Here is an 18,765-nt window from a genome sequence, read left to right as displayed (position 1 = left end):
TGGAATTCCCTGATTATCAGCCAGGGAATATGAATTTCCATGACTACTTCGTAGTAAAGATTATACGAATTACATCCTCCTGAGTCTCCTTAATTTTATATATACCGATTTTTTCAGCAGCGCTCACTAACGCTGAGATATACTCAGGAGTTGAATTTATTTTTCGAGCAGAGGCCTTCAGATTAATGGAGAACTCATCACCGTTCTCGTCAACATCAAGAGATTTCACATAAACTTTAAATACCTTTACATAATGCTCATAGTTAACCAAATGTTCTTCAGTAACACCTTGAAATGAAACATTTACTTTCAAGGATTCCGGCTTCAGGAAGCTCACCTTACCTGCCTTGTCTACCTGCCCTACTTCAGGATTCAACACTTGATATTCAACTCCGTCAAGGATTGTAAAATCCATCTCATTATCCATAGTGACTAGTAAATTAAGACGTATATCGATAGCTTCTGGTCCGATTAATGTCAGATAGTCACTTACTTCATGCTTGATCGTTTGTCCAGCCTCTTTCCCGGCAAACATTATCAATGGACTATGTACACGTCTATTCCATGACTTCTCTTCATGTGTACCCAAAGGGTCCATCTGAAAGAATAGGTCCTTACCTGATACAAATCCCTTCGACTTTAACACATTCACAAGCGGATCAATTGGCATTCCTTCGGTTACACCCATGTCGAGCCAAATCTTCAATGCAGGCTTCCCGGACTCTTTCGCCAACTCATCCAATATACTCCCATTGCTTACCCAAGTGGCAGGGGATAAAGCCCCTATCGCTGAGAAGGTCTCCGGGTGCTGATACCCCATCCATAAAGCCTGAATAGCACCGAATGACGATCCCATTATCATCCGGTGATCCCGATCGGGAATGGTCCGGTAAGCGCCATCCACATAGGGAATAACTGTATTGATAAAATATTGGGTAAATTCGGCTGCACTCGCTCCATCCGAAGGAATAGACTCGTCCGGAAATGGAACATACTCCATTCCCCGTTCTGATCCATCACTTGAAGCGACTCCTATCACGATAACCTTCTCCATGGTTCCATCAGCAACGAGCTGATCAATAATCTCCTCAACTCTCCATTCTTTGCCTAAAGAGCTGGTATTTGTATTGAAAATATTCTGCCCATCGTGCATATACACAACAGGATAACGCTCACTGTCAGCTTCATACCCTGCAGGTAAATAAACAAATATTCTCCGCTCACCTATATTTTCTATGTGCACAGTACCTTTTGCCGCCCCCACATTGGTTGGGTTCTCCGATGCATTAGAAGTATTGCTTATCGTTGGATTGGGGGTTGGTGATGTAGCAACTTTTTCATTTACATTTTCGTTACTGGAACATCCCGAAAGCGCTAACAAAACTAATACTGCAAACCCCAAAAAGCTCCATCTAAATAATCCATTTGAATGCATAGAACCCCTCCTGATTTTTTGTTCAAACGTTTTCACAACTCTCATTATACAGGATTTATATGGGATTATGAACATTTTTTCACAAGTTGGGGGAGCGTTATAAAGCGCTCAAGTTTAATTGTATTTCATACAACTATAATCCAATAGATCGCTCGATCACTGGATATAAGTGTATTTCATGCAGCTATTTTCTGAAATTACTCCCTTATAAGTGGATTCTCTAGTTTTTAGTTGTATAAAGTGCAGTTAAAGTCATGATTATTCTTTTGGCACTCGAAATAACTGCACAAAGTACAGCTATTTCGCACATTCCATCAACATCCATCACCAGTAACCGACACTAAAAAAAATCAATGAAGCAATCAGGCAGCCTCCACTAGCTCATCATTTGCAAAAGCAAACCTCCCCGCAGACCAAAAACACCAGACAGTGATTCTCCACGAACTGAAGGATCATTGTCTGGTGTTTTATTCAGATTCAGTAAGGGTTGTTTGGAGACAATCTCTTCTTTCCAATTAGTACTGTTGTCTTTCCTCGTAGGATACGAACAGCATTCTACGTTGCACATCCATAAGCATACGAATTACCCAACTTGCTAACAAGGCAACAACAAATCCAGCTACTACATAGGAGATATATTGTTGGGATAATGTCCAGTCGATCTGGAACAAAGCAAACACACTATTCTCTAAAATGTTCAAATCCATGGTTTGCAAGAAAATCTGGTGCAGCACAGGTAGTGTAATCAGGCCCAGTGCAGCCGCTACTACAGTTACTGTTATTGAAAAGAAAATAATGCTGGATACGAATCGACCCATAATCAGCATGACGTTACGGGCAAACTTCGCTCCATGAAAACCTAACTTCATTCGTTGCAGGAAGCCCGCTCCCTCTAGCTGCATATCCGATCTGGCCTCTTCACTAGGTCTAGGAATATCTAACAATGATCTGACCAGCTCTTGCTCAAATTGTACGATGTAATCCAATCCCTTAGCTACTGCAAAAAACAAAGGAATTCCGATAAATATTGGGGTTAACGCAATGGATAACGTCAGCCCTGTCACCATAAACACGAAATATACAATCGTAAGCGGCAAAGAGATTAAGAAGTATAAAATACTCCGATATGTCTTTGGACTTGCTCCACGTTTGCGCGTTTTGGATTGGGGTTGTGATTCTGCTGGAATATGCATGGAATCAAGAGCTCCCATCGGCATAGTGTATAACTTATCATTCATTTCTATTGTCCTTTCTCTCACGTTATTCAATTAATCTCATTATACGTGGGAAAAAGAAGGCTCAAAACAGTCTTGGGGCTGGAGTCATACCAGACTAAAGGCTAGGATTTGTTGCTTCAAAGCGCATAATTAACCAGATTTATGATTTTGCTAGGCTACAACCCCAACTTATTTCCCTTTTCCAGCCGCACAATCTGCTGTTCTCCATTATCTGCCAGCTCTCTGAACTGATTAATGGTTTCACGCATTTTGGGGAGAGCTTCCTGCTTATAAGTACTGATGGAATCGAGAGCGGATAGCACATCTGTAAAAGCTTGCTTTAATGTATCCACTGAAATACTTGATTCTAACGACTGTTTATGGATTTCCGCCCCTTGGTTTTTCAACATTTTTGAGGTACCGCTGATCAGGCTATCGGTGGTTTGATTTAAAAGTTCGATCTTTTTCAAAACAATTCGTTGATTATACAGCGCACTAGCTACCGTAACCGATATTTTCAAGGCAGACACGGTAACATTTCTAGCTCTGTCCACCCCTCTGATCAGCTCTTTATTATTTCGAATAACCACCTCTATGGCCATAATTCCTTGTTGATTCACTACAAGCATCTGTTGCAAATCCATGACACGCTGCCGCAACGGAAAAAGCACTTCTTCTGTAATGAACCGAACTTTCTCCTCATCCTCATCACGCAGCTTAGCCGCTTCCAGTTGCGTCTCTATTTCCTGATCCATCAGCATGCCGAGCTGAATTTCTTTTTGCAGCTTTTTTGTAAGTTCCCGAAGTGCCTGTTGCTCAAATTCCAGCGTAGTATTATCGTTCTTCAAAACGGTCTTACCCTTGTCTAAAGAAATTATAATATCTGAAATGACAGCATCCGCCTTTTGATATTTAGCAAAATAACTACGTAATGGATTAAAGAACTTCCCAAGAAAACCCGTCTTGGCAAAATCTACTGCACTGGGATCCAAATCCTTCAGCTGGAGATTAAGCTCCGTCAAACCTTTTGCTACTTGGCCGCCTTCATCCCCTGTCTTTGATAAATTCCCCACTGAAACCTGCAACAGGGAGTTTTTGTCCGAAGAGGATCTCATCGTTTCCATACCGAAGCTATCAATGGATTGCAGCACCGCTTTCCGCTTATCCAGTGACTCTAAATTCAGATCCAGAATGGCGGAGACATTGTTTACTGCCAGTGCTTTCAGTTGTGATACTTCCTCAGGCTCAGGTTTGACCTGCTCTTCAATTACTGATTTCAGCTTTTCCTGACTTACGACTTCCATAGTAAACGACATAGAACCCCTCCTATAAAAAATAGCTTACATTTGAACATTGAGCAGGTTGCCGATTTTATAGACTACATCATCTGTATCTGCATTGATGTTGGCCGCTTCATTTATACTCGAAATACTCTCAAGCGCCTTGATATTCGCATTGTAGCCAATCGTGTAAATCGGGATTTTGTAGGTCTCAATAAGACCTCTGATATCATTCAAGGAATGCCCTTCATTGGTCTCTCCATCACTTAATACAAAGATCAACGGCTTCAAATCCGGATTTAGCTGTAATTCCGTTTGAAGCATATGGATGGCTACCGCGATCCCGTCAAAAGTAGCCGTCCCCCCATTTGCTTGAAGACTATCAATCGCACCAACAAACATGGACTGCTGGTTCGTGTCATATTTTCCAATTGGAAGATTGATTGTAACGTTATCAGAGTAAGAGACAAAACCAATGCTGTTATCCTTGCCCAAGTACTTCTGGCCTGTTAATAAAGATTGCTTTAAGCGGTTCAAGGGTTCCCCGTTCATACTTCCTGAGACATCTGCCACAAATACTGCGGCGATAGGTTTATTGCCATTTTTCTTCTCTTTCCACAGCTTCTGAGCTGAGGATATGAGACTGCCATCCACTGTACTAAGCTCTGATTGGTAATCATTAAGACCATTGAAGCCTTTTTTCTCACCCAGCTCCTGGTATTTATCCTGTTCAACAAACTCAGCAAACTTCTTAATAATATCGAGTTTTTCCTGAGGAAGATCACCCAAAGCATAAAGCGGGCTGTCATGTCTTACACCAAAAGGAGTGAATACATACCCCCCTTTCAAATCTGTTGCATTCATAAAGATCTGGTATTCTAAGACAAAAGCATCAAGCTTACCGGTTTTTGCAGCCTCTCGCATCTGTAAAGTGGTTGAGGCAATAAAGGGAACATTTGCTTGGAATTTCTCAAAGCCCTGCACCGCTTGCTCTCCAAGTAAGTCTGAACCGCCAAACGTCCCAAGCGCTGTTACCAGAAAGTTTAAACCCGTAGAACTGGCAAAAGGGTCGGTATAGCCCATTGATAATTCATTATTTGCTATGGCATCTGTAACCGTCTTGACGTTTAAAGAACCGTATTTCTCTATTAGTTCATCATATTTCGCCTTACTGGTAACAATACCAGCTACATTACCTACAAGACGTTTAGTGATTAGCTGAGTGTTCATCCCGTTTGCTTTTACCATTTCGCCCCACAGCTCATTTGAAGGGGTAAAGGCATCTGGCACATACTTCCCAGATCTTATGTAATCTGTCGCTGTACCTGAAGCAATATTACGGATTTTCACAGAAACATGACTCCCGTTCACCTCAATATTAGAGTTGTTAAAATCTGTAGCAACTTCATTTAGCCAACCATCATTACCCGTTCCTGATTTCTCTGTAGAAGAAAATATCTCTACAAAGCTATCTGTTGTATTGTCTACGGATACAGGAAACTTTGAGATATCTGGTAGTGAATCCCCAATCGCGACAGGGTCCAGATCAATCTGGCCTTTGATTTGCTCAGCAGTGGTCACGTTTATGTTCTTATATAGCTTCTCAAGCTGCTTCCCCGCATCTTCGGAAGAAATCTGGGTTTTGGTTTTTCCTATATTAGAAGTCAAGGTGATTCCAAAATACACGAGAGCAAAAACTACCACCGTAATGGTCCCTAAAACTGCTACTGTTTTTCCTTTATTAGCCATACACATCTCCCCTTCATTGCTTATAGAATTTCGTCTGCTTGATCAGCTCATCGATTTCCTTCATACAAGGCATCTCTTCAACATCTGTATAATCTGTACTGTCAAGTAGCGATATTTCCAGCAGCAGCTTATCCAGCTTCAGCAGAATCTCTTCATTTGCCCCAAGATACCCTGTTACGTAGGCTAAATATTCATTGTACAAAGCTGTCTTTTTTTGCACCAGTTTATCTGAGAACTGCGAGGGTCTATGCTGGCTGGAGAAAAGGGTGAACTCTGAGGCATCAAATACACTGAGTTTATTCAGAATCCCTCGAATGTTCAGGTAAAAAAGCTTTGCTACTTCATAACTGACAGCATTAAATTTTTTGAAGCTAAGTTCAGTGGATTCGAATCTCTGACCTAAAACATCTAACAAGGTACTTCTCTTCTTTTCCATCCGGGATATCTGATCTAGAGCAAGCGCAATGTCTTTTTTCAGCACTTTGACATTTTTGTATTGAGTAAGCGCGGCTATATAATCCTCATAAGATTTCAGTGTTTTCACAGCAGGGATAGATGAAGGTTTAAACAATAAAATATAACTTCCATAAAGAACAACAAGTAGACTAACAAACAACAATGTCACACCTAAAGCTATTTCAAATACACTGGTTCCTCCGATTTCCACCCCTAATAAACCTGGTGACAACACGATAATGTTCAGTAGTACCACACCGAGAATAAGTCCCAACAGCTTTATGGCTCTAACCCCGTTCATCACAACCACCTCCTGCATCCAGTCACTTCTATTGTATGGAGCAATTTCTGTTATTACGTCTCTTCATTTGCTATATGCTAAAAAAATAAGGAATTAATCAACAAAAAAACCTTAACAGGCAATAAGCCCATTAAGGTTAACGATCCCTATTTTATACCCACGCATCATTTGAATACCCGCGTTGCTCCCAATATCCCGTATGATCGCCTTCGATCAGCTCAATCCGGTTCAGCCACTTCACAGACTTGTATGCGAACATCTTCGGAACGATTAACCGTACAGGACCGCCGAGATCGCTAGGAATCGGCTTTCCATCATGCATTACCGCGACCAGCACATCATCCATGTCGGCTTGTTCCAATGTGAGCGTATCCGTGTATACACCATCACCCGAATAGAATTTCACAGTCTTAGCTGTGGGCTTCACACCGGCCTGACTCAAAAGATCTTTTAGCTTGATTCCTTCCCAGGTATTCTTATAGACTGACCAGCCCGTCACGCAGTGAAAATCACTCACCTGAACGGTCCGCTTAAGTTTTACGAACTGTTCCCAGTTCCACTTGAAATTCTGCTCCACAAGCCCATCTATCGTAAAAGACCAATTGTTGTTCGTAAACTCTGGAATCGGAGTGACTGTGTAAACACGGAATTGTCCTTGCGCCCCTCCTCCGAGAGGGGGTGAGGATGCCGCCAGTGGCTGGGGTGCAGGCAACAACTGATTACGATCACTTTCGATCAGCTTATCAATTGTTTCGCTGCCCCCAATATTTCCAATTGAACTGCCGAGCCATTTTATAAACGATGGACCTATAGTGACCGCAAGCCCAACACCAATCGATCCGCGTATGAAAGCTCTACGTGTATAAACCGGCTGCGGGGGTTCCCGATGATTCGAAGGGCTGCCTGTCTCAATGCCGCTTTTCACTATCCGCCGGCTCGGTTCTTTAAGCCATTTTACCCGAGTCAAAGAATGATAAATAATATAAGGAAGGCCTATCCAGGTCAATAAGTCATGGACGATCAGAGCAACGTTCGATACATGTGGACCCACCACGCGGAATTGCCAGAGTAGCACTCCTGAAACGAACCAGCCGAGCAGCAATGAAAGTACAACGATTACATTAAAACGTTGCCAAGGCCGCTCCTTCAGTTGTTTCCAATGTTTCCCTGCCAGCAGCAAATAATAAATAACCGGAATAATCGAAGCGACACCGACCACGATATGAAGCCCTTTGATCCATACTCTGCCTTCCCCTAAGAAGCCACGCCAGAAGCCACCTACAAGCACAAGTCCTGTGAGTGTGAGCAACACAACCAGCCAGCCATTCCAGGTATGAAGCGCCCGAAGCTTTTTCCCGTATCCCTTTCGCAGCCGAGCCAGTAAAGGATTCATTACCTTTCCTCCTCTTCACTATTTATGCTCTAGTAGCTCTTTCCTGATTCTACTCTAATAATGTTAGAAAAGACTTTGAAGCAGCTGTAAGAGGAACTCCACGCAGGGTAGCAATTCCTATGTTACGTTCTGGCAAAGGTGGGTCCAGAGGAATCTCGACAAGCTCACCTTTCTTCAATTCTTCGGTTACGTAATCACGAATAACAAAAGCAAGGCCAAAACCACGTTTCGCAAACTGAACAAGCAAATCCACACTTCCCAGTTCAAATTCAGGTGTAATCGTCAGATGATTAGAAGCTAAAAACTGATCCATATACTTTCTGGTGCTGCCACCCGCTTCTAAGCATAACAACGGATACTGCTGAATGTCTGCAAGCGGCATGGTCTTGTCCGCCAAATGACGAAAACCTTTGCCCCCTACCAGGCAATCTTGAAGCTGAGTACTTTTGCGAAAATCAATCTGTTTATCAGATGTCGGCAAGCTGACGATACCAAAATCAATTTTCCCTTCTTTTAAAAGCGTAAGTGTTTCTGGTGTCGTACGATTCGTAATATGAATGCGGATATTGGGAAATTGTTCATGAAATTGCTCCAAAAAAGGTAACAGATAATATTTGCATAAGGTGTCACTTGCTCCGATATGAATCTCGCCGCTGTTCAGATTGTTCATATCTGCGATCGCTCTTTCGCCCATGTCTACATGATGAAAGGCTTGCTCAATAAAGCTTAGCAGTACTTTTCCTTCTGTTGTTAGATCGACCCCGCGAGAAGTGCGAAAAAATAACGGGCCGCCCATTTTTTCTTCCAATTGTTTAATCGTGTGACTTACTGCCGGTTGTGTAATATTGAGTCGTTCTGCCGCAGCAGTTAAACTCCCAGTATTCGCTACCCAATAAAAAGAGCGATACCACTCCAAATTAATGTCCATCCCCACGTCATTACTCCACCTTATAATAGATATAACTTATATCAATTTTTCTAATGATTTAACTAGCATTATACTTAGTCCTGTAGCCAAAAACAAGCTTGGGAGGCGAAAACGCGTGACCGTAATTGCAATTGTAGGAGCAAACTGGGGCGACGAAGGAAAAGGAAAAATGACGGATGTGCTAGCTGCACAATCTTCCTTTGTCGTTCGTTTTCAAGGTGGTAGTAATGCTGGGCATACCATCATAAACCAATATGGAAAATTTTCATTGCATATGCTGCCATCTGGGGTATTTTATCCTTCCGTTACAAACATTATTGGACCCGGAACAGCACTTGATACAGAAGTATTAATAAAAGAATTGAAAGCTTTAACGGATAGAGGTGTGCCAAAGCCTAGATTATTCGTATCCGAACGGGCGCAAATCGTGCTTCCAATCCATCGTTTGTTTGATGAACTAGAAGAGGAACGTCTGGGATCTCAAGGATTCGGTTCAACAAAACGGGGAATCGCACCATTTTACGCAGATAAATATGCAAAGCTAGGCATACAGGCAGCGGATTTATTTGATACCGCCCGACTTGAGAAACGTCTTGAACAATTACTCGCTTCCAAAAATATTTTACTTGAGCATTTATATAAGAAAGCGCCGATCCAAATCTCGGAATTAATGATTCAGCTGCAAGAAGAAGCTGCACAGCTAGCGCCTTATGTAGCCAATACAACAGACTTGCTGCAAGAGGCTTATGCTAAGGGGGAGACTATCTTACTTGAAGGTCAGCTTGGGGCTCTGCGTGATCCTGATCACGGTATTTATCCTTACTCCACCTCCTCTTCAACACTTGCCGGGTTTGCACCTGTCGGTGCCGGTCTTCCTGCAGCAGCTATCACGAATGTCATCGCTGTGACCAAGGCCTATTCCAGTTGTGTCGGCGCTGGACCTTTTGTTACGGAATTAGAAGGGCCCGTTGCGGATGAACTTCGTACAAGAGGTGGCGATGCCGGGGAATTCGGGGCTACGACTGGCCGTCCTAGACGTATGGGCTGGTTTGATGCTGTAGCTACTCGTTACGGTTGCCAAATGCAGGGTGCCACTGAAGTCGTGTTGACTAATCTTGACGTGCTTGGTTATTTGGATGAGATTCCAGTTTGTGTGGCTTATGAGCTTGAAAATGGAGAGATCACCGACAAGTTCCCGGCTACGAATAAACTGAACTCTGCAAAACCGATATTCACGCATTTATCTGGCTGGAACTGCGATATCTCTCAGATCACCGACTTCGAAGATCTGCCAGAACAAGCTAAGCTTTACATTGATTTTATTGAAACCTCTATTGGCACGCGTATTACTACGATTTCCGTGGGTCCTAGACGCGAACAGGTCATTAATCGGATAACGAAATAATCATATACGTACTAAATCTCTGTAAAATTTAAAAGAAGCGCCTCTCTTATTAGAGAAGTGCTTCTTTGTTTTATTCATGAGAAGGGCTGCCTCATACGTAGAAAATTCCACTTTTGAGACAGCCTCTTTTTGTGTACTCTTTTTAAATCAACACGGCATCCACTTTCGTCTGTGGAGCCTTATCACAGCGTTTACAGACCTTAACGACTGCTCCATCCGTTTTTTTCTTGGGATAAAGCAGCTTAATACGGGTGTTCTGACAGATTGGACAAGTCCCCCTGCCCCTTGATGGTAAATTCCAAAGTGCATGTCCACGTTTTGACTTTGCCATGAATAAACCCCTCATTTCGGCCAACAATAGTCAACACTTTAATTCTGAAAGTGCTTCTCCAAAATGATATGTCGCAAAGACAGGCTCTATGACTAAAGTAACGCAGAAGTTAGGAAGAATTAATTCGTATAAATCATGGAGACAACACCGTTCGTAAAGGTAACATAGTTATAATTACCATACTGCCAGGTCTCCACTTGAATGCCACTACCTGATAATGTGGATTTACTTATAGGCTTACCCCAACTAAACTCCACTTGTTGCTTGGTCATCCCAGTAGCAACTATGCTCTTTTTAATCTTACTCCAAATCGCATCCGACCACTTATAGGTCTTAAATGGATCCGTTGTTAAGAAATATTCTTTATTTCCTAATGTACGGATCAACTCATCCCCCGACATTGTATAAGAGTTAAGAATTTGCCCCGTTGATAAAACCTTAAATGAAATGGCGAATTCACCTTCATAATCAGGTAGAATATCTACAATAGTGACTTTTTGGAACTTATGATCGGAGTCGAATTGATTGAGCCAATATGTTTTTCCAATGAACTTAACGAGGTTTCCTTGTTCTTCCTTCTTAAAAATCTGCGCAGTTTGTTTCGTATAGGCGAACAACTCTGCTTTGCCGAAGTAGATCTCCATCGTCTGATAATTTCCATCCCAAATTAACTCTGCTGACAGTGCAGTCTTTAAAAGCGTGGCAGGAAAAACTGTAGATCCGTCGATCTTTTGCACTTTACCACTCATTTTGACCTTCGCACCATTCACCATTGCAATATCGCTTCCGAGTTGAAGCTGTATTGGCAAATCTCCTAGGCGAATGCTAAAGATTTTAGTTGCTGTATTAACTTGGACTGTTGCTCCCAACGTTTGAAAAACCGATTGAACCGGCAAATACATTGTTCCATTAACAAATGCACCTTGATCAATATCATGGTCCGCACTGATCGAAACTTTTATTGTTTTGGTATCTGATCCTGAAATGACCGTTACGTTCGTTTCTCCTACCGCTAAGGCTTTCATTGTGCCATCGGCTTGCTTTTGCAGCAAATAAGGTTTTTCAATTACGACATTTGCTTGAGCTAATGGAACGCGTTCGGATATGCCATCGGCATCTTTAGCATAGATTTGTACCGGAACATTGTCCCCAACAGTGATTTCGGTAGCATCCATCTGAAAAATCAAATCTTCAACCTGCGGATTGCCTTCATTGTATGATGACGAAACTGAACTGGCACTCCGTAAAATACTACCTTGATCGTAATCGACGTTACGCGAATCTGCCGCCTTCACTGTATGTATTGGACCCAACATAGATACTGCTAATGCTGCAGTGATGCTCCATTTAATAGCTTTCATTTTCCTTACATCCCCCTCTAAATATATAAACCTTAATTACTGTATCACAATTCCACAATTTTACTAGAGAAAAATTTACAGAAATATTTTTTTGTATTTCTAGTGAATTTACTCCGTGATAATTATAGAGTCTTCCATTATAATCATGGATTAGGAGGTATTAACTCATGGAAATAATAGCCGACAGATTGATATTAAGAGATTATACAAGCAATGATTTTTCTTTTTATGAAGAACTGGAACTTAATCCTTTGTCTCACAAATATGAAAACACCGCACCAGATGCAAAACAAATTAAAGAGAACTTCCTTTCGATTCTGACTCAGACTACCAGCGATCCGCGTGAGCATTATGATCTAGCAGTATGTACAAAGCAAAATAGAACCCCCATAGGCAACGTAAGTATAAAGTTAAATTGGGAAGAGATCAGAGAGTGGGAGATTGGCTGGGTCTTACTGCCGGAATACTGGAAAATGGGCTATGCGACAGAAGCCGTCAAAACACTGATAGGCTACGCCTTTAGCTCTCTTAATGCCCATAGAGTCGTTGCCTATGCCAATGCAGAGAATCTTCAATCTGAAAAAGTTATGATTAGAGCAGGAATGATTAGGGATGGAATCCTCAGAGAGACTAGATTTTGCAATCAACAATGGTGTGACGAACTCATTTACTCTGCTTTGGAAAAGGAGGCTACATTAAATTGACAACAATCAAAGTTTTAAATGAAGGTTATGTAAGATTAGTAGATCATATGGGCTCAGATTTAACGGTTGCTAACGCTGCGCGTGTTTCTTATGCAAAACAATCTTTTGAGCTTAGTGATCGGGATATTAAACTAATAAAATTCCTTGCCCGTGAAGGACATACCTCTCCTTTCCGCCATGCCATCACTCAATTTGAGGTTTATGCCCCATTAATGGTTGCGAGACAGTGGTGGAAATACGTAGTCGGTTCTGCTCATTACGAAGGTACTGGAGATAGCTTGGAAGCCTGGAACGAATCCAGCCGAAGATACATAACAGAAGAACCCGTTTTTTATCAACCTGCTGCGGGAGAATGGAGATCCAAACCAGAGAATTCCAAACAAGGCAGTGGTGACATCATTGCATGGGAGCTTGGTGAAAAATACACCCGTGAGCTTCAAGAATACACCGAGTTAGGATTATCTAAGTATGAAGCAGCTTTAGCAGATGGCATATGTGCTGAACAAGCAAGACTGTTTCTACCCGCTTATGGATTATTCGTTCGTTGGTACTGGACAGCTTCAGTTCAATCTGTAGCTCATTTTTTAAATCAAAGACTGGAGCATGACGCTCAGAAAGAAATTCAGGAGTATGCAAAAGCAATTTTATCGCTGATTGAGCCACTATTCCCTGTCTCTTTTGATCAGCTGCTGGCTACCGGTTCTGTAGATTAATTTATTTCCTTATATAAAAAAGAGCCGCCAAACCCTTGGCGGCTTTTCCCTTTTCACACTACCAACCCTCGTATAACTTCAAACTCGTCCCTACTGACTTCAACGAACCCGAGTGATGTATATAAATTCGTAGCACGTTCGTTCTCGATCCGATGGCCAATAACGATTTTGTCGCAAGGATGTTCTGCTTTAATATAACGAATTAAGGTATCCATACCCGTTCTGCCTAAACCCCTGTTCTGATATTTCTGGTCAATCATAAAAGCCATAATCCAATAACTTCCATCCTCAGGATCTACGCTATACACAGAGAAACCTACCAATTCTTCATCTGCGTATAAAGCGAGCGGGGTCATACCACAATAAGCTGCTTCTGCTAACCAATAGACCACCGGTACAGGAAAAATAGACTTTTGCTCATCCGATACTTCTAATTGAGTACAAGCGTACCAGTTTTTTTCAGTAATATCCTTCAGCACTATATGTGGTTGAAAGCCGGTTCGTAATCGGTCACAAACTCTTTCTAATTTCAGTTTAAGTTGTTTCGCCCAATCCGGGAAAATAGAATCATCCGTATTCTCCATACACCGAAGTAATCTAGCAAAACTGTATAAGTCTGCAAATCTTTGAAATTCAGGTATCAACTTCATATACTCATCATCTAGCTGCTTAACCGATCTATATCCATTAATAAAATGGTCAATGTTTCTTCTACTCTCATTATCATCCGATTCCGTCAGGTCTCTTAACGCCGATGTAATATCCATCGCAAACCAGTGATACATAGAGTCATCAAAATCGATGGCACTGTAGCGGGATTCTTCTTGCATATAAAAGATATTATCCATCTCAAAATCATAATGTACGAGCCCAGTATGCCCCACTCCAAAAGGAAGCTCTGATAGCCAAGCTTCAATCCGCTCATATTCCTTAAGCGCCTTATGCTCCTCAGGATGCCTGCTCAATACGGAATAAATAAAATTCAATGAATCGACCCAGCTTTTGCGATAAGGTGTGCTCGGTGCATAGGTTTCCGAAAAATTATGCAGACGTGCAAGCGATTGGCCCCATTGATAAAAATGAGGTTCCTTCATCTCATCAAGTGAAACATATTCACCCTGGGCCTGTTCAAAAACTACCCCGTGATATCGCCCGTGATCCGTTAACAACGTCTCAATCCAATTACCAGACTTAGAACGCACAGGAGCGACGGTCTCATAACCTTGTTCTAATAAATACATCATAAAATCCAGCTCTGCCTGGATATTGTCTGCAGAATTATCCTCTTCATGAGTAAACCTTAAATAAAAGCGTTTACCATTCCACTGAAAGGTATAAATAAAATTGCTGCTGGCCCTTACCATCTTTAAGGTTCCAGGCTCATGATTCCAATACTTAATCATCTCTTTAGCAGGAAGATCGTTCTCCGTTCCCCGCACCATGTTCATTAAAGTCATCATTGTCCGATAGTGCCTCCTGCTTCATGACGGATTTGATTTTGGGTTCCCCCATTAACATTATCGGTAAATTATTCTATTAAATCAAGGAAATTTGATAGGCTCTATTATTTCTGAAAAAAGAAAAGTGTTCAGCTTAAACTTCAGTTTGTCATACTTGATTTCAAACTCAGCATGATCTCCGATAGCATGAGAAATCTGCACACTTATCCCCAGCGTATTCTCCGTCAAGTACCACCTTATATCCACTTCACTAGTATCTGCGTGCTGAAGTGAAGTCAACAATTCCTCATCTGATCTTTCAGTAAGAATATTTCTTTTGCTCAATAATATCGGATTGAGTCCGCTTTGCTTCAGCTCCTTCAAGTTAAACAAAGATCTGGCGCTTTCACCAATCGTTTCCCAGTTGAATTTCTCCCCCAGTACTGTTGTCCAACCTTGGGACTGCCCGATGGAGCTTTGCAAATGAAGTTCCCATTTAGGCTCCATCTTAGCCGTCCAATAGGAGGACAGGACGTAAATCACTTCATCATTTGCCAAAATCACCGAATGAATGGAACCTTTGATTGCGGTCTCCGCTAAATGCACTCCTTTTCGGGAAAAAATATCAACAACGGAGTAGCTTTCAATCGAGTTATCCATTAAGCGACTTTGAATAACGTTGCCGCATCGGCCGAGAATTGGCTGAGTTATTGCAAAACCTTTAGTTTCCGCTTTCCATAGCTGTTCACCGTCTCGCGTTAAACAAATGAATTCCCCACCGGTCAAATTTACGTATAAATTACCGTCTGCGCCCAGGGAAGGGCTGGTGTCAACGTAACTTTCCTCCGGTTGGTATATCCATTTCACTTCGCCATCCGGAGCAATGGCATATAACTGGCTAGAAAGACACCCATACATAACCCCATCCTGATCTATGACAGGGGGACGGTGCCCTTCTCCTTGACCCATCCGTTTCTCCCACAACAACTCTCCATCAGGACTAAAAGCATAAAGTTTGGAATTCACATTTTGACCAATATATATGATTCCTTCACGGGAAATAACCGGATCGCACCAAAATATGGACGAGCACTTGTAAACCCATCTTATGGTTCCATCCGCATCAAAAGCATAGAGTCTCCCAATAATTTGTGACTCATCTTCATATGTACACAGGTAAATATGCCCTTTGCTGTTTACCACCGGCCTGCCATACGGCACACCATCCACTGCGGTCTTCCAATTTATCCGGCCGTTTTCGTCAACCGAAATGAGCTGATTATCTCGAATGCTATTGGTCGCAACCAAAATGGAGGCTGGGCTGATCAGCAGGGGAGACATAAGGGATGCCTTAGTCTCCAATAGCAGCTCCACAGTGTCAGATTCAAAGCAAACCCGAAACAGTTTGCCGTATTGATGATTAAGCTCGAAATCACCCTGCCCCACAGCTAAAATGGCTCTCCCTTGTTCATCCACTGTAAACGAGCTTAATCCATATGAAAAATCCGGCCGCCCCGAGTCAACAACTCGCTTCAAAACTGAAAGCGATGTTGGAGCTCTGAATCGGGATTGTCTGGTCCAATTAGCCTCAATGGGATGAATGGCTAATGGACGATAGCTGCCTTGTTGAAAACTGCCTATTCCTTCGTTGTTTTTATAATCGACCATATTTTTCCCATCCTTTGTTATATAAGTTAAGGGATACAAACTAGAAAATTTGTATCCCTTAAGCCTAATTAAAATCTTAGCTAGGCTGGTTTGGTCAAACAAGTTATCCGAGCCGGACCAGTTAAGGTCGAATTTCCCCGAGTCTTTGGACACATTGAATTCGTCGTAGCGATATCGTGTGATATGCTCACATTAATGAATCATCATCAAAAATTCAACGTAAAAAGCGAAAAACTGCTTCCCATAACATCGGTTAGATGTGTTGATGGTTGAACGAAGGGTTCATTCGGCATTGGGTACTGGGGTGGGCTATAACTAATAAAAGAAACCACATGAGTATTATTCACATGTGGTTCTAACTAAATTATTTTAAAAATTAATCAATCCCAAAATCACACTAATCAATCTTCAATAGCTCAATTACACCGGATCTCAGGAGAATCTGAGGAATGGAATAAATGTATTCTATACAGTTATTTCGTAGGCAAATGCAATCATTTTGACTTTAGCTGCATTTTATACAACTAAAAACACGAGAAGCCACCACTAAGGCTGTAAATCAAGAATATAGCTGTACAAAATACACTTATACCCATCGGCTGGAGGGATTCGAGAAATATAGTTGTACGATGTACAATTAAACTCGCTTCTACGTATTGCTCCATGGCTTTCTATACAGATAGATGGTGAATAGCCCCTTATAGCTCTGCTCTCTTTACTTTATCGGGACTATACTCCCACATCTGCAGCCCCGCACCGATCATTCCACATAAATTACCATAATAGGCTGCTTCAATACGAACATTTTCCAGCATCGATGGCATTACTCTGCCCTTTACTTCCCTTCTAATGTCTTCAAACAAAAGTTCGCCTGCTTCAGCAACTCCACCGCCAATGACGATGACTTTAGGGTTAAAAATATGGATTAATGAAGCAATCGCGGATCCGAGCGCAGCAATCGTGTCTTCCATTAACTCTGTAGCCAGAGAGTCACCTGCCCGCCATCTCGCTATCACTTCCCGTGAGTCTACATTCTCTGGGGACTGGTTATGTAATAAAAGCTTGTCGCGCATGCGACGTGCGATACTTGTGCCTGAAGCATACTGCTCCAAGCAGCCTGTTCCACCACAAACGCATGCAGGGCCTTTGAAATCTACGGACATATGGCCTAACTCTCCAGCCCCACCCCAAGAACCGTGGACAAGATGGCCGTCTACGACTATCGCTCCACCCACGCCCGTACCAAGGGCAAGACAGATAAAATCTTTTACCTCTTTGCCTGAACCTAAATATTTCTCTGTTATTGCTAATACATTCACGTCATTATCAACGATTACCGGAAGTTGAAACTGTGTTTGAAGCAAATCCTTCAAAGCTGTGCCAGCATAGCCAGGAATAAGCTCCGAAGCGGAGCGGATACGCCCCGCCTCCCAATCCATTTGCCCTGCCGATCCTACGCCAATTCCTTGGAGCTGAATTCCCGCTTGTTGTGCTGTTATTTCATCCATTAATGTCTGAATAGCTAGTATAATACGATCCATTGTTTTCGTCTGTCCAGTCAATGTGCTTAGGCTTACAGTATGTAAAACGTCCCCTTGTGAAGAGACGAGTCCGGCATTAATTTTCGTGCCGCCAATATCTACTCCGATCGCATATTCTATATGAGGATCATACCCTTCCATCGCGGACTCACCTCCGTCAGTCATTGAAATTGCTCACGGCCTTAACATATCTCGAAGTGATCAATTGTGGCCTAGTAATTGCACTTCCTACAACAACATAGGATGCCCCCGCATTCTTAGCTTTTGCTGCGTCTTCCGGTGTCCATATCCGTCCTTCCGCAACAACAGGAATGTTCACTAATTTGCTTAATTGTTGAATTAAGACAAGGTCCGGTCCTTCCTGCTGTGTACTGTATGGGGTGTAGCCTGAAAGCGTGGTACCGATGAAATCCACACCTAATTTCTCAGCGGCAAGCCCTTCCTCAAATGTCGAAATATCCGCCATAACCAGCACACCTCTCAGATGTGCATATTCTATTAATGGCTTTACTGACTCTAAGCGTTCTTCCCGATTCGTTACATCAAGCGCAACAATCTCTGCTTTTGCAGAAACAATCGCCTTCACTTCATCTAAGGTTGGTGTTATAAATATGGCTGATCCGGGAATATCCCGTTTAATAAGTCCAATGACCGGTACATTTACTTCTTTTTTGATAGCTACAATATCTGGAACACCATTTGTCCGGATTCCTATAGCTCCTGATTGAACCGCTGCTCTTGCCATTTTAGCCATTGTATCCCCACCATGAAGCGGCTCATGCTCAAGTGCCTGACAGGAAACAATCAGACCTTTCACCGGAAAGATATCACTTATTCGAGTCAT

Annotated in this window: 16 protein-coding genes; 3 read left to right on the top strand and 13 right to left on the bottom strand. The window is 42.3% G+C overall.

Annotated elements, in window-relative coordinates; genetic code table 11:
• Positions 1 to 43: 43 nt before the first annotated feature.
• The 7 genes from NYE58_RS15710 to NYE58_RS15680 all read right to left on the bottom strand — a co-directional run bounded on the left by NYE58_RS15710 (position 44) and on the right by NYE58_RS15680 (position 8,759).
• Positions 44 to 1,435 carry an alpha/beta hydrolase gene (locus tag NYE58_RS15710; protein ID WP_076275813.1) on the bottom strand — a complete coding sequence of 464 codons (1,392 nt, stop codon included), beginning with the start codon at positions 1,433 to 1,435 and terminating at the stop codon, positions 44 to 46.
• Between the two features lie 515 nt (positions 1,436 to 1,950).
• Positions 1,951 to 2,673 (bottom strand): sensor domain-containing protein, encoded by a 723-nt coding sequence (locus NYE58_RS15705; protein WP_076217792.1) that lies wholly within the window; start codon positions 2,671 to 2,673, stop codon positions 1,951 to 1,953.
• A gap of 155 nt (positions 2,674 to 2,828) precedes the next feature.
• Positions 2,829 to 3,968 carry a toxic anion resistance protein gene (locus NYE58_RS15700; RefSeq protein WP_076126025.1) on the bottom strand — a complete coding sequence of 380 codons (1,140 nt, stop codon included), beginning with the start codon at positions 3,966 to 3,968 and terminating at the stop codon, positions 2,829 to 2,831.
• Positions 3,969 to 3,992: 24 nt separating this feature from the next.
• Positions 3,993 to 5,681 (bottom strand): VWA domain-containing protein, encoded by a 1,689-nt coding sequence (locus NYE58_RS15695; RefSeq protein WP_076275815.1) that lies wholly within the window; start codon positions 5,679 to 5,681, stop codon positions 3,993 to 3,995.
• Between the two features lie 13 nt (positions 5,682 to 5,694).
• Positions 5,695 to 6,438: a hypothetical protein gene (locus tag NYE58_RS15690; RefSeq protein WP_076217794.1), complete on the bottom strand. Its 744-nt coding sequence runs from the start codon at positions 6,436 to 6,438 to the stop codon at positions 5,695 to 5,697.
• 151 nt (positions 6,439 to 6,589) lie between these two features.
• Entirely contained in the window at positions 6,590 to 7,831 is a 1,242-nt protein-coding gene (locus NYE58_RS15685) for a molybdopterin-dependent oxidoreductase (protein ID WP_076217795.1), read from the bottom strand.
• 49 nt (positions 7,832 to 7,880) lie between these two features.
• Positions 7,881 to 8,759, bottom strand: a complete 879-nt coding sequence (locus tag NYE58_RS15680; protein WP_036686616.1) for a LysR family transcriptional regulator — start codon at positions 8,757 to 8,759, stop codon at positions 7,881 to 7,883.
• Between the two features lie 115 nt (positions 8,760 to 8,874).
• Here NYE58_RS15680 and NYE58_RS15675 point away from each other — a divergent pair, with 115 nt between their 5' ends.
• Positions 8,875 to 10,164: an adenylosuccinate synthase gene (locus tag NYE58_RS15675; protein ID WP_076217796.1), complete on the top strand. Its 1,290-nt coding sequence runs from the start codon at positions 8,875 to 8,877 to the stop codon at positions 10,162 to 10,164.
• A gap of 142 nt (positions 10,165 to 10,306) precedes the next feature.
• Here NYE58_RS15675 and NYE58_RS15670 read toward each other — a convergent pair whose 3' ends face one another.
• Together NYE58_RS15670 and NYE58_RS15665 are read right to left on the bottom strand one after the other, a co-directional pair.
• The gene (locus NYE58_RS15670) at positions 10,307 to 10,495 is read right to left on the bottom strand and encodes a hypothetical protein (RefSeq protein WP_036686376.1); all 189 of its coding nucleotides are present in this window, start codon (positions 10,493 to 10,495) and stop codon (positions 10,307 to 10,309) included.
• Between the two features lie 119 nt (positions 10,496 to 10,614).
• Positions 10,615 to 11,856: a stalk domain-containing protein gene (locus NYE58_RS15665; protein WP_341002273.1), complete on the bottom strand. Its 1,242-nt coding sequence runs from the start codon at positions 11,854 to 11,856 to the stop codon at positions 10,615 to 10,617.
• Between the two features lie 167 nt (positions 11,857 to 12,023).
• On the opposite strand from NYE58_RS15665, the gene NYE58_RS15660 reads away from it, so the two are divergent.
• Positions 12,024 to 12,560 (top strand): GNAT family N-acetyltransferase, encoded by a 537-nt coding sequence (locus tag NYE58_RS15660; RefSeq protein ID WP_341002270.1) that lies wholly within the window; start codon positions 12,024 to 12,026, stop codon positions 12,558 to 12,560.
• A gap of 47 nt (positions 12,561 to 12,607) precedes the next feature.
• Positions 12,608 to 13,273: an FAD-dependent thymidylate synthase gene (gene thyX / locus NYE58_RS15655; RefSeq protein ID WP_438357163.1), complete on the top strand. Its 666-nt coding sequence runs from the start codon at positions 12,608 to 12,610 to the stop codon at positions 13,271 to 13,273.
• 53 nt (positions 13,274 to 13,326) lie between these two features.
• Here thyX and NYE58_RS15650 read toward each other — a convergent pair whose 3' ends face one another.
• The 4 genes from NYE58_RS15650 to NYE58_RS15635 form a co-directional block, all read right to left on the bottom strand.
• Positions 13,327 to 14,733 (bottom strand): GNAT family N-acetyltransferase, encoded by a 1,407-nt coding sequence (locus tag NYE58_RS15650; RefSeq protein WP_341002268.1) that lies wholly within the window; start codon positions 14,731 to 14,733, stop codon positions 13,327 to 13,329.
• Between the two features lie 81 nt (positions 14,734 to 14,814).
• On the bottom strand, positions 14,815 to 16,380 hold the full coding sequence (locus NYE58_RS15645) for an outer membrane protein assembly factor BamB family protein (protein WP_341002267.1): 1,566 nt from the start codon (positions 16,378 to 16,380) through the stop codon (positions 14,815 to 14,817).
• 698 nt (positions 16,381 to 17,078) lie between these two features.
• On the bottom strand, positions 17,079 to 18,062 hold the full coding sequence (locus tag NYE58_RS15640) for an ROK family protein (RefSeq protein ID WP_341002265.1): 984 nt from the start codon (positions 18,060 to 18,062) through the stop codon (positions 17,079 to 17,081).
• Positions 18,063 to 18,078: 16 nt separating this feature from the next.
• Complete coding sequence (locus NYE58_RS15635) at positions 18,079 to 18,765, bottom strand: N-acetylmannosamine-6-phosphate 2-epimerase (protein ID WP_038570497.1); 687 nt, start codon at positions 18,763 to 18,765, stop codon at positions 18,079 to 18,081.

The organism is Paenibacillus sp. FSL L8-0708 (genome assembly GCF_038009325.1).
Lineage (GTDB): Bacteria > Bacillota > Bacilli > Paenibacillales > Paenibacillaceae > Paenibacillus_AQ > Paenibacillus_AQ odorifer.
This window is presented reverse-complemented; position numbering and strand designations above follow the sequence as displayed.

Coding starts and splice junctions, on each gene's coding strand:
- NYE58_RS15700 (WP_076126025.1), bottom strand. CDS start 3,968: ATGTCGTTTACTATGGAAGTCGTAAGTCAGGAAAAGCTGAAATCAGTA.
- NYE58_RS15690 (WP_076217794.1), bottom strand. CDS start 6,438: ATGAACGGGGTTAGAGCCATAAAGCTGTTGGGACTTATTCTCGGTGTG.
- NYE58_RS15640 (WP_341002265.1), bottom strand. CDS start 18,062: ATGGAAGGGTATGATCCTCATATAGAATATGCGATCGGAGTAGATATT.
- NYE58_RS15670 (WP_036686376.1), bottom strand. CDS start 10,495: ATGGCAAAGTCAAAACGTGGACATGCACTTTGGAATTTACCATCAAGG.
- NYE58_RS15680 (WP_036686616.1), bottom strand. CDS start 8,759: ATGGACATTAATTTGGAGTGGTATCGCTCTTTTTATTGGGTAGCGAAT.
- NYE58_RS15695 (WP_076275815.1), bottom strand. CDS start 5,681: ATGGCTAATAAAGGAAAAACAGTAGCAGTTTTAGGGACCATTACGGTG.
- NYE58_RS15660 (WP_341002270.1), top strand. CDS start 12,024: ATGGAAATAATAGCCGACAGATTGATATTAAGAGATTATACAAGCAAT.
- thyX (WP_438357163.1), top strand. CDS start 12,608: ATGGGCTCAGATTTAACGGTTGCTAACGCTGCGCGTGTTTCTTATGCA.
- NYE58_RS15665 (WP_341002273.1), bottom strand. CDS start 11,856: ATGAAAGCTATTAAATGGAGCATCACTGCAGCATTAGCAGTATCTATG.
- NYE58_RS15705 (WP_076217792.1), bottom strand. CDS start 2,673: ATGAATGATAAGTTATACACTATGCCGATGGGAGCTCTTGATTCCATG.
- NYE58_RS15685 (WP_076217795.1), bottom strand. CDS start 7,831: ATGAATCCTTTACTGGCTCGGCTGCGAAAGGGATACGGGAAAAAGCTT.
- NYE58_RS15645 (WP_341002267.1), bottom strand. CDS start 16,380: ATGGTCGATTATAAAAACAACGAAGGAATAGGCAGTTTTCAACAAGGC.
- NYE58_RS15650 (WP_341002268.1), bottom strand. CDS start 14,733: ATGATGACTTTAATGAACATGGTGCGGGGAACGGAGAACGATCTTCCT.
- NYE58_RS15710 (WP_076275813.1), bottom strand. CDS start 1,435: ATGCATTCAAATGGATTATTTAGATGGAGCTTTTTGGGGTTTGCAGTA.
- NYE58_RS15635 (WP_038570497.1), bottom strand. CDS start 18,765: ATGACTCGAATAAGTGATATCTTTCCGGTGAAAGGTCTGATTGTTTCC.